We start from the raw sequence: 12,403 nt of genomic DNA, 5'->3' as shown, positions 1-12,403 counted from the left end.
GCCCCTCTCCCTTCAAGGGCCTACTGCCACGGACGGACGTGGTACCACATCTGGTAGTTGCCGCCGTTGCAGGGGAAGGTGTACAGCGCGCCGTCGTAGTTGGCGTCGAGGCAGCGGCCGGTGGCCTTGTTCACGAGGCGGTAGACGTTGGTGTTGCGCTGGATTCTGTCGATCCACCGCGAGCCGAGGTCCTCGACCCGCCAGCGCTGGTAGTCCCCGCCGTTGCAGCCCAGCCCGTACGCCTGGCCCTGGTGGTTGCTGTCGAGACACTTCCAGACCGCGTCGTTCTGGACGACCTCGTAGTAGCCGCCCTCCTTCTGGATGAAGGCGAAGAGGTGCGCGGGAACGCTGAGCCTCGACAGGGTCACCCCGCGGCCCTCCGAGATGAACACGTCCTGCCCGGTCTGGAAGTTGTCCAGGTTGTGCCATCCGGACGGCGCTGCCGACGCCGGTGCTTGCGAAACTGCCAGCAGAAGCGCGCTGAAGGCGGCGACGACTGCCGCTCGACCGGTACGCATGAACTTCATGTCGACTCTCTCCTTGCGGTGATCTCTTCTTGCGGGGGGAGAGAGGTAAGAGAATGGTAAGAGGGTTTACCGTGCGGCGAGTGAGGTGGATCACTGGAATGTCGTATCAACTCAACGCCGTCATAGGGGACTTCGACCTGCTCGGACGCCTTCCCGACGTGCCGGTCGTCCCGCTCCGACAGCGCATGGGGCTGGTGCCGGTCACCGGACAGCTCCTCGCGTCACCGCCCCCGGCCTTCGAACAGACCCTGAGCCACTGGTGCCGGGGAGGGCCGATCGCCCACGTCGAGGCGGAGTTCCACGGAGGCGCCGGCAAGCAGGCCGCCACCGTATGGCGGGCCGGCGTCAGGGTATGGGGCCCGGTCGCCGAAGCGGACTTCGCCGGCCCGCGCGAGAACTGGCCGATCAACGCCGCGCTCGCCCTCCTCGGTGTCGTACCGACTGAGCACCTCGACCCGTTCCTGGGGGTCGGCCTCGGCCGGGAACGGGACATGGAGGGCTGGCGGTCGGCCGCCTGGCCGGCGAGCTACGACGCGTGGCACGCGGAGCACGAGAGAGCCGAGCGCGCCGCCGCGGAGCACGAGAGACGCAGCAGGCTCACGGACGTCCCGGCCGCCCTGGACGGCAAGGCCATCATGGAACTGCTCGGCACACCCCCGGGCCCCCTGATCGGCGAAGCCACCCGCCACCTACAGGAACTCCACCTCGAACACGGCCCACTGACACGGGAAGAGGCCGAGACGCGGCTGCGGAGCTGGGCTGTCGAACAGGGCGCGGGACGTGCGGGGTTCGGGCCGCGCATCCGCCGCTGAGCAGGCACGCGAGGGCCGTCTCACCTGCCGGGCGCGTGGTGGACGGCCCCTGCGGTGTGTGTTTTGATCCGTTCATGGAGACCCAGGCACGTACGGTGCTGCTCGACCCCTTCTGGGTGAGCCGCCGCGCCGATCAGTTCGACGAGAACTGTCGCTGATCCCCTTTCTCCCTCCCCGCGCGTGACCACCAGCCCCGTCGCCCCTCGCGCCGACCGGGCCGTCCACCCATGACGCCGTGCCCTTCACCGCCGTCCGCACCCGCCTGCCGGCCAACCGCGCCCCGAAGGACTCCCCATGACCGACCGTCACCCCGGTCTCCACCTCGCGCTGGAGACCGAAGACGCTCACCCCGCCACCGGTACGCCCCTCACCCCGAAGTCCCTGCACGAGACCGCCCGCGCCGCCGAACAGGCCGGATTCGCCCTCCTCACCTACGCGGACACCCCCACCGCCACGGCCCGCGTCGAAGCCGGCACCCGCGCCGCGTACGTCTCCACCCGCACCGACCGCGTCGGCCTCGCCCCCACCCTCCACGTCACGACGACCGAGCCCTTCCACCTCGCCACCCAGCTCGCCGCCCTGGACCACGCCTCGCACGGCCGCGCCGCGTGGCTCGTCGGCGCGGCCTCGGACGCCGACTCCCTCGCCACCGTCGGGCGCGGCCCGCTCCCCGCCGACGCCCTGCACCGCGAGATCACCGACGTCGTCGACACCGCCCGCGCCCTGTGGGACTCCTGGGAGGACGACGCGATCGTCAAGGACGTCGCCACCGGCCGCTTCCTGGACGCCGACCGCGTCCACCACATCGACTTCGAGGGCGCGACCTTCACCGTCAAGGGGCCTCTGATCACCCCGCGCCCGCCGCAGGGCCAGATCGTGGTCCTCGCCCCGGACGCCCTGGAGATCGACGGCCGCGCCGACGTCGTCCTCGTCTCCCGCCCCACCCTCGCCGAGGTGACCTCCCGCGCCCGGGAGAGCGCCGCGCCGCTGGTGTTCGCGGAGGTGGAGGTCGTCCTCGACACGGACGTCCCGGCGGTCGAGCGGCTGGCCCGGCTGGACGGCGTCACCCCCTGGCCGGAGTCCGGGCGGCTGCGGCACGTCGGCTCGGCGCGGGCGCTGGCCGGGCTGCTCACCGAACTCGCCGGGTCCGTGGACGGCGTACGGCTGCACCCGGCCGTCCTCGCCGACGACCTGCCCGTCCTCACCGGGCAGGTGCTGCCCGCGCTGGCCGCCGCCGGGCTCCACCACCCGCCCCGCAGCGGCGACACCCTGCGCACGACGCTCGGACTGCCCCGCCCCGCCAGCCGTTTCGCGACCACGGAAGCCTGAGGTGACCGCCATGACCGGACCGTCCGCCCGACCCCAGCTCCACCTCGGCCTGTTCTTCACCGGCGTCGGACCCCAGCTGATCTGGACCGACCCCGACGCGCCCGCGCACACCGCGATCGAGACGTTCGTCGACGTCGTACGGACGCTGGAGCGCGGCCTGTTCGACGCGTTCTTCCTCGGCGAGGGCCTGCGGGTCCGCGAGAACCGGGGAAAGGTCTTCGACCTCGACGTGGCCGGCCGCCCCGACGCGATCACCCAGCTCTCCGCGCTGGCCGCCGTCACCGACCGGATCGGCCTGGTCGCCACCCAGAACACCACCTACAACTACCCGGCCGACCTCGCCCGCCGCCTGGCGAGCCTCGACCTGCTGTCGCGGGGCCGGGGCGGCTGGAACATCGTCACCACCGACAACGCCTGGACCGGCGCCAACTTCCGGCACGGCGGCTGGCTGGAGCACGAACGCCGCTACGACCGCGCGGGACAGTTCGTCGACGCGGCGAAGGAGCTGTGGTCGGGGCGGCCCGTCGAACGGGACACCGACCTGGTCCGCCTGCGCGCCGCCCCGGCCGTCCCCGCGAGCCCCCAGGGCCGTCCGGTCCTCTTCCAGGCCGGGGACTCCGACGGCGGACGCGACCTCGCCGCCCGCCACGCCGACGTCGTCTTCTCCGCGAACACCGAGTACGCCAAGGCCGTCGCCTACGCCGCCGACCTGCGCGAACGCCTCGCCCGGTACGGCCGTGCCCCGGACTCGCTGCGCATCCTGCCCGGCGCGAGCGTCGTCCTCGGCGACACCCCGGCGGAGGCCGAGGAGAAGGCCCGCTGGGTACGCGGCGAACAGATCAACGGACCGCGCGCGCTCGCCTTCCTGGAGCAGTACTGGGGCACCGACCTGTCCGCCTACGACCCCGACGGCCCGCTCCCCGACATCGAACCCAGCGACGACGAACTCGACCCCTCACGCGGCACCATCGCCATCTCCCACCGCACCGGCAAGACCGCCCTGATCCGCAAATGGCGCGAGCTGGCCGCCGAACGCGGCCTGTCCATACGGCAGTTGGTGCTGGAGGTGGCCCCCGGGCACCCCGCCTTCACCGGCACCCCCTCGGCCGTCGCCGACGAGTGGACCCACTACGTCACCACCGGCGCCGTCGACGGCTTCAACATCGTCCCCCACCTCCTGCCGGGCTCGATCACCGACATCGTCGACAAACTGGTCCCCGAACTCCAGACCCGGGGCGTCTACCGCACGGAATACCGGGGCACCACCCTGCGCGACCACCTGGACCTGCCACCGCTCCCGTAGCCGCCGGCCATGGGGCGAACGACCGCCTCACACGACTGCCCGACCTCTGACGGGCCCGTGCTAGCGTTGCGGGTTTGCAGCCCCGCCGCGCCTTCCTCGGTACGGTCCCCTCGGAGGAAGGCTCTCTGTGAGCGAATCAGTACGTCCCGACAGTGAGTCAGCACGTCCCGACGCCGAACCCGCACGTCCCGAAGCGGCGACCTTCGCCGAACTCGGCCTGCCCGCCGAGATCCTGCGGGTCCTCGACGAACACGGCATGACCGTGCCGTTCCCCGTCCAGGCGGCGACCCTGCCGAACGCCCTCGCCGGACGGGACGTCCTCGGCCGGGGCCGCACCGGGTCCGGCAAGACGCTCGCCTTCGGCCTCGGGATGCTCGCCCGCACGGCCGGACGGCGCGCCCAGCCCAGGGAGCCGCTGGCGCTCGTCCTGGTCCCCACCAGGGAACTCGCGCAGCAGGTCGGCGAGGCGCTCACCCCGTACGCCGAGGCGCTGCGGCTGCGGCTCACGACCGTGGTGGGCGGGGTGTCCGTCGCCCGGCAGGCCGCCGCCCTGCGCGACGGCGCCGAGATCGTCGTCGCGACCCCCGGCCGGCTGCACGACCTGATCGAGCGCAAGGGCTGCCGGCTGGGCCGGGTGCGGATCACGGTCCTCGACGAGGCCGACCAGATGTGCGACATGGGGTTCCTGCCGCAGGTCACCGAGATCCTCGACCAGGTCCGGCCCGACGGCCAGCGCATGCTGTTCTCCGCCACCCTCGACCGTGACGTCGACCAGCTCGTCCAGGACTACCTGCGCGACCCCGCCGTCCACTCCGTCGACCCCTCCTCCGGCGCGGTCGCCGAGATCGCGCACCACGTCCTCGTCGTGCACGGCCCCGACCGGTACGCCGTGACCACGGAGATCGCCGCCCGCGACGGCCGCGTCCTGCTGTTCCTCGACACCAAGCACAGCGTCGACCTCCTCACCCGCCACCTGCGGGCCCACGGCGTCGCCGCCGCCGCGCTGCACAGCGGCAAGGCCCAGCCGCAGCGCACCCGCACCCTCGCCCAGTTCAAGAACGGCGAGATCACCGCCCTCGTCGCGACGAACGTCGCCGCCCGCGGACTGCACATCGACGACCTCGACCTCGTCGTCAACGTCGACCCCGCCACCGACCCCAAGGACTACCTCCACCGGGCCGGCCGCACCGCCCGCGCCGGCCGCTCCGGAACCGTCGTCACCCTCGTCCTGTCGGGGCAGCGCCGCGAGGCGGCCCAGGTCATGACCGACGCCGACGTCACCCCCACGGTCACCAAGGTCCGCTCCGGCGAGGCGGCCCTGACCCGTATCACCGGCGCCAAGGCCCCCACGGGCAAGCCCCTGGACGGCGGCCCCCGCCCCAAGAACCAGAACGCGCCCTTCCGCGGCCTCGGCACCACCAAGGACCCCAAGCCCTCCCGCAAGAACAAGGGCGGCGAGGCCGCCAAGCTCGCGGAGGCACGCAGGGCGGCCCGGGTACGACGCGGCGGCTGACCCCGCCGCCTAGAGTGCTCGTCATGTCCGACGCTGATCTCGAACGCAACAAGACCACGGCCAAGGCGTTCTACGACCTGATGTTCAATCAGTGCCGCCCCGCCGAGGCCCTGGAGAAGTACGTGGGCGCCACCTACATTCAGCACAACCCGGAGGTGGCCGACGGCAAACAGGCTTTCATCGAATACTTCGAACGGATGGCCGCCGAATATCCCGGGAAGCGCGTGGAATTCAAGCGCGCCTTCGCCGAGGGCGACCACGTCGTCCTGCACTGCCATCAGGTGTGGCCGGAGGAGGAATACGCGGGCATCGACATCTTCCGCTTCGACGCCGACGGGAAGATCGTCGAGCACTGGGACGTGCTCCAGGTGATTCCTGCCGCCTCCAAGAACGACAACACGATGTTCTGACGGCTGGCGGCGCGCGGCGGTCCGGGCTCACTCCGCCGTACGCAGCAGCTCCGCCGCACGCTCGGCCACGAACACCGTCGGAGCCATGGTGTGCCCGCGGATGATGGTGGGGAACACCGACGCGTCCGCGATCCGCAGCCCTTGTACCCCGCGCACCCGCAGCTGCGGGTCGGTCACCGCGAGGAGGTCCGACGCGTCGCCCATCCTCGCCGTCCCCACCGGGTGGAAGGCGGTGGTGGCGTCGTCGCGGACGAGCTTCTCGTACACCTCGTCCGAGGCGTCCACGGGCGGATGCACCTGCTCCGTGTAGGGGGCCAGCGAGGGCGACTGGGTGATCTTGTGGGAGGCGCGGAGTCCCCGGACGAACGTGGCCAGGTCCTCGGGGTGGCTGAGGTACCCGGGGTCGATGACGGGGTGGTCGTCGGGGTCGGCGGACGCCAGCCGGACCGTGCCGCGGCTTCGGGGCTGCAACAGGATGGCCGCGATGGTGTAGCCGCTGCGGCTCTCGACGTCCTCCCCGGTGAAGAGGGTGCCGTCGCCCAGGTCCGGGTTGTACTGGAACATCAGCTCGAAGTCGGGGCCGGGGAGGCCGGGCTCCGTGGCCACGAAGCCGACGCCGTTCTGCTGCCAGTAGGCGGCGGGGCCGGTCCGCCCGGCCCGCCACTCGGCGAGCGCCGCGTCGTCCGTACGGGCCGGACAGGAGCCCTCGACGCCGGGCCGGGCGAGGCCGCGCACCGGCGCGAACAGGTGGTCCTGGAGGTTCTCGCCGACTCCGGGGACATCGGCGACCACGTCGATGCCGTGCTCGCGCAGGTGCCCGGCGGGACCCACTCCCGACAGCATGAGCAGTTGAGGGGTGTTGATCGCGCCGGCCGACAGGACGACCTCGCGGGCCGCGGACACCTCCTGGTCGCGCCCGTCCTTCCGGTACACCACCCCCGTGGCGCGTGTGCCGTCGAAGACGACGCGCCGCGCGAACGCTCCGGTGACGATCGTGAGGTTCGGCCGCGAGCGGACGTCCTCCCCGAGGTAGGCGTCCGCGATGGTCTGCCGGTATCCCTCGGGGAAGATCGTCTGGTAGCGGTCCGCGGCGTACGGTGTCTCGGCGTCGACGTCGCCGCGCGGGCCGTAGCCCGCCTCGGTGAAGCCGTCGAGGAGGGTGTCGGCGAGCGAGGTGGCGGCGGGGAGGTCGGCCATGGCGACGGGGCCGCCGCTGCCACGCCATTCGGAGGGTCCCCGGTCGGTGTTCTCGACCTGGCGGAAGACGCGGAGCGCGTTCTCGAACGCCCAGCCCTTGTCGCCGAGGAGGGCGGCCCAGCCGTCGTAGTCGGCCTCGGTGCCGCGCAGCCAGGCGCCCACGTTGATGGCGGTGGAGCCGCCCATCACCCGGCCCCGGGGGACGTAGACCTGCCGCCCGTTCAGCCCGGGCTGCGCGGTGGTCGTGTAGCCCCAGTCGGCCTCGCCGCCCCACAGCAGGAAGAACGCGCCCTGCATGCGTCCCCGGTCGTCGGTGTTCTCCCCTCCCGCTTCGAGGAGGACGACCGTGACGTCCGGATTCTCGCTCAGCCTCGCGGCGAGCACGGGACCCGCCGCTCCGGCACCGACGATCACGTAATCCGCCGCGGTCTTGTTCGCACCGGTCATATGTGCTCCAGGGATTTCATCGGCGTATTTCGCGCTTTTTCGACGGGACGGAACAGCGGGACAACAGTCGAAATGATATTCGCGCGGTCGTCAGCCGCATGGTGGAAATGGGCCGAGGCACGGTCGAAAGCTGACAACGCGTTATTGTTCCGCGCAATCGACGGTGTGCCCGCCCTAAAGGGTGTTCCGTAAGACGTGCTTCGACTGACAGCGGCAGGGCGCAGGCGTACAAGTCGGTGGCAGGCGGAACGGCGGTAAGGGACGATCGCGAGGGCGCGGCGCCCTTCTCTCACCGCATGTGCTCGAACTCGCGCTTGCGTTCAGCGGTGCCGTGCTGACGACGGATCGATGCTCGGCCTGGCCTTTCCGCGGCTGGGTCGGAGAGGATGCATGTGTTACTCGCTCTTGAAGATCGCCTGGCCGTCACCGAGCTGGTCTCGTTGCATGGTCACCTTGTTGACGACGGAAGCCTTGACCGGTTGGAGGAGTTGTTCACCTCCGATGTTGTCTACGACCTCACCGACTTCGGCCAAGAGCCGCTGTTGGGAGTGGCCGCCGTCCGAGAAGCGGCATGGGCACTGGGAGCCGCCAACCCCGTTGCGCATCACGTCACCAACGTCGTCGTTACGGTGTCGGCAGACGGCCGGGTGCAAGTCCGATCGAAGGGGCTGGGCATCAAGGCGGACGGCTCCTGCGGTTCCGTCTCCTATGACGACACCATCGTGCGCACCGCTGACGGCTGGCGGATCAGCCATCGCAAGATATCGCCCCGCCGTACTCCCTTGGGTGGGATGACAAAGTCCGGCTGATCAGGCATGTCTCGCCTGGTCCTAGCCGGTGCGGGCAAGGTTGTGCAGGCGGGCGATGCCGAGCATGGCGTGCTCGACACGGGCTCGAACCTTGTGGTGAGAGGCGTTGTGCTCCTCTTTCCAAGCGGGACGTTCCTCCTGGCCCGGCTGGCGCCGGTGCGGGATGAGCAGGCCCGTCCCCCGGTATCCGCCGTCTGCGATGACAATGGCCCTGCCGACGGCGGCCTTCGCTCCGGACGGTTCCCATGCATTGCGGTCGTTCCGGTTGCCGGGCAGAGGCCGGCCGACGGTGACGACGAACTGGGTGTCGGCGTCGATGACGACCTGGTGGTTGGTGGAGTACCAATAGTTCTGACCGACGATCCGGGCGGCGGCCGACTTGGACACGCCGAACAGGGGGCCGAGCTGCCGCAGCGTCAGGTTCGTCCGCCAGGACGCGGTGACCAACTTACCGAACCGCCGCGGACTCAGCCCGGCGAACGGGGCTGTCCAGGACGGTTCCGACGCCGTGATCACACCAGCCACGGCAAGATCCTCTGCTGTCGGCCAGTCGGACGAGCCCTTGCCTGCAACATGGAAATCAGGCGACCGGGCTCGGCGCATCATCGAAGATGACCCCATGAGCCAAGACCTGGTGACGTTCCTCCATGCACGGCTGGATGCGGAGGCCGAGCTGGCCCGACGCTGCGACGGTGACGGCTGCGGGGAGTGGACCGCTCACGGGCACACGGTCGACTTCTGCCAGGGAGAACTTCCCGGCTTCCACCCCACGATCGCCATACATGTGGCGTTGCATGACCCGGCTCGCGTTCTGCGGGAGGTCGAAGCCAAGCGACGCGTGCTCGCCCGCCATGTCCTCAGTCCGGCTGCGGGTGACCCGGAAATACCGTGGGACAACCGCGATGACTGCCAGTACGACGGCGAGACCTGGCCATGCGACGACCTGCTCGACCTCGCTTCGCCCTACGCCGATCACCCTGACTACCCGCGACGGCTCTGAGACGGAGACCGTCTGCGAGACAGCCCTTACTCGGCCGAAGGGCTCGCCGTCTTCCGCCGGACCCCGTTCAGGAGGAGGCGGCGGCCGGGGCGTTCCACGCCCTCGTAGAGGGCCCAGGAGAGGGCGAGGGAGAGGGCGAGGGCGGTGAGGGTGGCGGTGAGGGCCTGGAGGGTCGGGAGGTGGTGGAGGGGGAGGTACTGGGCGGCCAGGCGCAGGACCAGGATGTGGATCATGTAGAAGGCGAACGACCACTCGCCGAGGACCACCAGCCGGCGCCGGCGCCAGAAGGAGGGGAGTCCGCGCAGGTCGGCCAGTGCGGCGGAGGGGATGAGGAGGGCCAGACCGAGGACTGTGCAGGCGGAGACGGCGTAGACGCCGGGCAGTTGATGGGTGAGGAAGTAGCCGACGACGGTGAGGGCGAGGGAGACGTCGAGTCCGGGTCCGCGCCAGGCACCGAGGCGGACCAGTCGGCCGGCGGCCACCCCGAGGACGAACTCCGGGAGCCGGGCGGCGGGATTGCTCGGCACGATCCAGCCCAGCGCGTGATGCAGCCCCGCCCAGGGCAGCAGGACCACCAGCAGCGCCGCCACGGCCATGACCCCCGCCACCCCACGGGCGTTCAGCCGCCGCAGGACGGCGTACAGCATCGGGAAGACGGCGTAGAAGAACGCCTCGCAGGTCAGCGACCAGCTCACCGGGTTCAGCGCCTGCCACCACTCCCGCCACCAGGAGCTGACCAGCAGGAGGTTCGCCGCCGTCTCCCCGGCGCCGTCGGGCCGCAGCCCGGGTATCAGGGTCGCGCCGAGCACCAGCGCGAGGACGGCCGTGACGAGGTGGACCGGGTAGATCCGGGCCAGCCGGCGGCGCCAGAACCGCGGCGCGCTGTCGCCGTCGCGCGCGGACCACGCCAGCACGAACCCCGAGAGGACGAAGAAGAACGACACCCCCACCGCGCCCGGCCCGAACGCCCAGTCCACCAGCCGCCCGCGTGAGCCGCCGAAGAAGTCGAAGTTGCGGATGTGGTGCAGGAAGACGAGCAGGGCCGCCGCCCAGCGCATCCCGGTCAGGGACGGCAACTGGCCGTGCGCGGCGGGGGGTTCGAGGGTGCGGCGCGGGGTGGCCGTCAACAGGCTCATACGGGCACCTGCCCGGGGCGGGCGCGCAGGACCGGCGGCCGACGTGTCGCGAGCAACGTGAATGTCCTTGGGATCGAGGAGCGGGGATCGGGGATCGGGGATCAGGGAGCGGGTCAGCGGGGGAGCAGTCCGGGGCGGTCGACGACGCCGATGCGCCGCACCGCGTAGCTGAACTGGACCTGGTCGGGCCGGTCGCTCTGGACGACGCGCTCGCCCAGGTAGTGGGAGTCGACGGCGTCGAAGACCATCTCGACGCGGCCCAGGGCGGGATCGTCCAGACCGACGGCGACTCCGGTCACGCCGTCGATGTCGACGGCGGTGTCGGTGCGCCGTATCCCGGGGAGTCTCGCGGCGGCCCGGAACAGGGCGGCCTGCTGAGCGGGCGGCGCCGTGGAGACCAGCCCGCGCATCAGGCCCCACACGGCGAGCGTCCGGGTGGCGGGGCTCTTGTGGAGCAGGACCGAGGGGTCGCGCGTGAGCCGCGCCAGGAGCGCCTCGGCGTCGGTGGGGAGACGGGCCAGCGTGAGGTAGGGGGCGTCGAGGAGGCCCTGGCCGGGCCGGTACGGGGGCAGGGTGGTCGTGCTGTTGTCGATGTCGCCGTGGGACTCGCGCAGACCGGGCCGGCTGCCGTCGGCGGAGGACCAGGTCCGGTTGCGGTTGACGAGGGCGCCGGTGACGAGGGTGGTCTCGGAGTAGACGTACTGCTCGGGCCGGGGGTGCAGGGGGCGGGCGGGGGAGAGGGTGTCGGCGGCGCGGCCCAGGATGTCGGCCGCGGCGGCGGTCTGGCTGCCGTGCGGGGCGGCGATCTGGTAGGCGGCCACCCCTGCGGCGAGCGTTCCCGCGAGGGCGCCCGACAGCAGCAGACGGCGGCTCGGCAGTCCTCGGCGCCGGGGGGAGGGTCCGGCGATCTCGTCCAGCAGGCGCCGGCGGCCGGCCTGGTGGGCGCGCGCGGAGACGGGGGGGACGTCCTTGCGGAGAGCGGTGAGCTCCTGGAACTCGTCGGAGTCGTTCATGCCGGGTCCTCGAAGGGGGCGAGCTGGGTCAGGGCGTCACGCAGCCGGCCGCGGGCGCGGTTGAGCCGGGAGCGGACCGTGCCCACGGGTATCCGCAGTGCCTCGGCGGTCTGCTCGTAGGACAGTTCCTCCCACACGGTCAGCAGCAGCACGTCACGCTCCTTCTGCGTCAGCCGCGCGAGCACCCCGCCGATCCGCCGGGCCCGCTGGCCGGCCGCGACCTGGAGGACGACGCCCTCCGCGTGGTCCTCGGCGACGACCGGGTCGACGCCGGTGCGCTCCCACGCCCGGTACTGCGCCTTCTCGCGGCGCCGGTGACCGTGCAGGACGTTCGTGGCGATGCCGTACAGCCACGGCAGCGCGCCGGCCGGGCCCGCCGTCCCCGGGTCGAAGCGGTGGCGGGCGCGGAACGCCAGGAGGAACGTCTCGGCGGCGAGGTCGTCGGCCAGGACGGGGCCGATCCTGCGGGACACGTAGCGGTGGATGGCCGCCATGTGCCGTTCGTAGATCACCTCGAAGCGTTCCGGCTCCTCGACGGACCGGACGATGATCTCAGCGTCGGTCCCCGCGTCCGGCTCCCCGAGGTCCGCGCGCACGGCGTCAGCCGGCACGGCGGCGGCTCGGGTCGGGCGACTGCATCGGCGGGGGCCCTTCGAGGGGTGGGGAGTGACTCACACTTCCCCATAGGCACGTACGCCCCATCGGGTTCGCTCGGAAAGCCCCTCTCATCCCTCTCGTTATCGACTCGTTATGTCAAGGGTGGGCGGACACACCGCTCGGAACCCCTCGTTCTGCCCGTCGGCAGCCCCGGCCAGCCCACCGGACGAGCCAACAAGGTGCCGTAAAAGCTGGAGGTTGTGGAGCTGGGGAGGGCCCGTACCGCTTGTTACGGTCCGATCGTCTGCCC

General features: G+C 71.5%; 13 protein-coding genes. 7 read left to right on the top strand and 6 right to left on the bottom strand.

Translation table 11 applies throughout. From position 1 onward, the window contains the following. Nucleotides 1-20: 20 nt before the first annotated feature. The gene (locus ABZX85_RS31325; RefSeq protein WP_355875846.1) at nucleotides 21-527 is read right to left on the bottom strand and encodes an RICIN domain-containing protein; all 507 of its coding nucleotides are present in this window, start codon (nucleotides 525-527) and stop codon (nucleotides 21-23) included. 98 nt (nucleotides 528-625) lie between these two features. Here ABZX85_RS31325 and ABZX85_RS31320 point away from each other — a divergent pair, with 98 nt between their 5' ends. The 5 genes from ABZX85_RS31320 to ABZX85_RS31300 all read left to right on the top strand — a co-directional run bounded on the left by ABZX85_RS31320 (nucleotide 626) and on the right by ABZX85_RS31300 (nucleotide 5,894). Next, the gene (locus ABZX85_RS31320) at nucleotides 626-1,339 is read left to right on the top strand and encodes a hypothetical protein (RefSeq protein WP_355875843.1); all 714 of its coding nucleotides are present in this window, start codon (nucleotides 626-628) and stop codon (nucleotides 1,337-1,339) included. 294 nt (nucleotides 1,340-1,633) lie between these two features. Continuing rightward, entirely contained in the window at nucleotides 1,634-2,668 is a 1,035-nt protein-coding gene (locus ABZX85_RS31315) for an LLM class flavin-dependent oxidoreductase (protein WP_355875840.1), read from the top strand. Between the two features lie 10 nt (nucleotides 2,669-2,678). Next, on the top strand, nucleotides 2,679-3,971 hold the full coding sequence (locus ABZX85_RS31310) for an LLM class flavin-dependent oxidoreductase (RefSeq protein WP_355875837.1): 1,293 nt from the start codon (nucleotides 2,679-2,681) through the stop codon (nucleotides 3,969-3,971). A gap of 217 nt (nucleotides 3,972-4,188) precedes the next feature. Continuing rightward, nucleotides 4,189-5,484, top strand: coding sequence for a DEAD/DEAH box helicase (locus ABZX85_RS31305; protein ID WP_355875926.1), 1,296 nt, complete (start codon nucleotides 4,189-4,191; stop codon nucleotides 5,482-5,484). A gap of 23 nt (nucleotides 5,485-5,507) precedes the next feature. Further along, entirely contained in the window at nucleotides 5,508-5,894 is a 387-nt protein-coding gene (locus tag ABZX85_RS31300) for a nuclear transport factor 2 family protein (RefSeq protein ID WP_355875835.1), read from the top strand. Between the two features lie 27 nt (nucleotides 5,895-5,921). Here ABZX85_RS31300 and ABZX85_RS31295 read toward each other — a convergent pair whose 3' ends face one another. Beyond that, a complete protein-coding gene (locus tag ABZX85_RS31295; RefSeq protein WP_355875832.1) occupies nucleotides 5,922-7,538 on the bottom strand; it encodes a GMC family oxidoreductase N-terminal domain-containing protein in 1,617 nt (538 codons plus the stop codon). 392 nt (nucleotides 7,539-7,930) lie between these two features. Between ABZX85_RS31295 and ABZX85_RS31290 the strand changes: the two genes are divergently transcribed. Continuing rightward, on the top strand, nucleotides 7,931-8,347 hold the full coding sequence (locus tag ABZX85_RS31290) for a nuclear transport factor 2 family protein (protein ID WP_355875829.1): 417 nt from the start codon (nucleotides 7,931-7,933) through the stop codon (nucleotides 8,345-8,347). Nucleotides 8,348-8,368: 21 nt separating this feature from the next. Here the strand turns inward: ABZX85_RS31290 and ABZX85_RS31285 are convergent, their stop codons facing one another. Continuing rightward, complete coding sequence (locus tag ABZX85_RS31285) at nucleotides 8,369-8,872, bottom strand: transposase (protein WP_355875827.1); 504 nt, start codon at nucleotides 8,870-8,872, stop codon at nucleotides 8,369-8,371. A gap of 94 nt (nucleotides 8,873-8,966) precedes the next feature. Here ABZX85_RS31285 and ABZX85_RS31280 point away from each other — a divergent pair, with 94 nt between their 5' ends. Beyond that, nucleotides 8,967-9,347, top strand: a complete 381-nt coding sequence (locus ABZX85_RS31280; RefSeq protein ID WP_355875824.1) for a DUF6221 family protein — start codon at nucleotides 8,967-8,969, stop codon at nucleotides 9,345-9,347. A gap of 26 nt (nucleotides 9,348-9,373) precedes the next feature. On the opposite strand, the gene ABZX85_RS31275 is transcribed toward ABZX85_RS31280, so the two are convergent. The 3 genes from ABZX85_RS31275 to ABZX85_RS31265 form a co-directional block, all read right to left on the bottom strand. After that, nucleotides 9,374-10,483, bottom strand: a complete 1,110-nt coding sequence (locus ABZX85_RS31275) for an acyltransferase (protein WP_355875822.1) — start codon at nucleotides 10,481-10,483, stop codon at nucleotides 9,374-9,376. Between the two features lie 113 nt (nucleotides 10,484-10,596). Next, a complete protein-coding gene (locus tag ABZX85_RS31270) occupies nucleotides 10,597-11,496 on the bottom strand; it encodes a CU044_5270 family protein (RefSeq protein ID WP_355875819.1) in 900 nt (299 codons plus the stop codon). Continuing rightward, nucleotides 11,493-12,107 (bottom strand): RNA polymerase sigma factor, encoded by a 615-nt coding sequence (locus tag ABZX85_RS31265; protein WP_355875817.1) that lies wholly within the window; start codon nucleotides 12,105-12,107, stop codon nucleotides 11,493-11,495. The genes ABZX85_RS31270 and ABZX85_RS31265 overlap by 4 nt, the downstream gene beginning before the upstream one ends. Between the last annotated feature and the right edge of the window lie 296 nt (nucleotides 12,108-12,403).

This window comes from Streptomyces sp. NPDC004539 (assembly GCF_040610055.1).
In the GTDB taxonomy this organism is placed as follows: Bacteria; Actinomycetota; Actinomycetes; order Streptomycetales; family Streptomycetaceae; genus Streptomyces.
Note: the sequence above shows the minus strand (reverse complement) of the source record. Positions and strands in the feature narration are given on the sequence as shown.

Bases quoted from the DNA above. Each gene is read 5' to 3' on its own strand.
- ABZX85_RS31295 (WP_355875832.1), bottom strand. From the start codon at position 7,538: ATGACCGGTGCGAACAAGACCGCGGCGGATTACGTGATCGTCGGTGCC.
- ABZX85_RS31300 (WP_355875835.1), top strand. From the start codon at position 5,508: ATGTCCGACGCTGATCTCGAACGCAACAAGACCACGGCCAAGGCGTTC.
- ABZX85_RS31270 (WP_355875819.1), bottom strand. From the start codon at position 11,496: ATGAACGACTCCGACGAGTTCCAGGAGCTCACCGCTCTCCGCAAGGAC.
- ABZX85_RS31310 (WP_355875837.1), top strand. From the start codon at position 2,679: ATGACCGGACCGTCCGCCCGACCCCAGCTCCACCTCGGCCTGTTCTTC.
- ABZX85_RS31325 (WP_355875846.1), bottom strand. From the start codon at position 527: ATGAAGTTCATGCGTACCGGTCGAGCGGCAGTCGTCGCCGCCTTCAGC.
- ABZX85_RS31320 (WP_355875843.1), top strand. From the start codon at position 626: ATGTCGTATCAACTCAACGCCGTCATAGGGGACTTCGACCTGCTCGGA.
- ABZX85_RS31275 (WP_355875822.1), bottom strand. From the start codon at position 10,483: ATGAGCCTGTTGACGGCCACCCCGCGCCGCACCCTCGAACCCCCCGCC.
- ABZX85_RS31280 (WP_355875824.1), top strand. From the start codon at position 8,967: ATGAGCCAAGACCTGGTGACGTTCCTCCATGCACGGCTGGATGCGGAG.
- ABZX85_RS31315 (WP_355875840.1), top strand. From the start codon at position 1,634: ATGACCGACCGTCACCCCGGTCTCCACCTCGCGCTGGAGACCGAAGAC.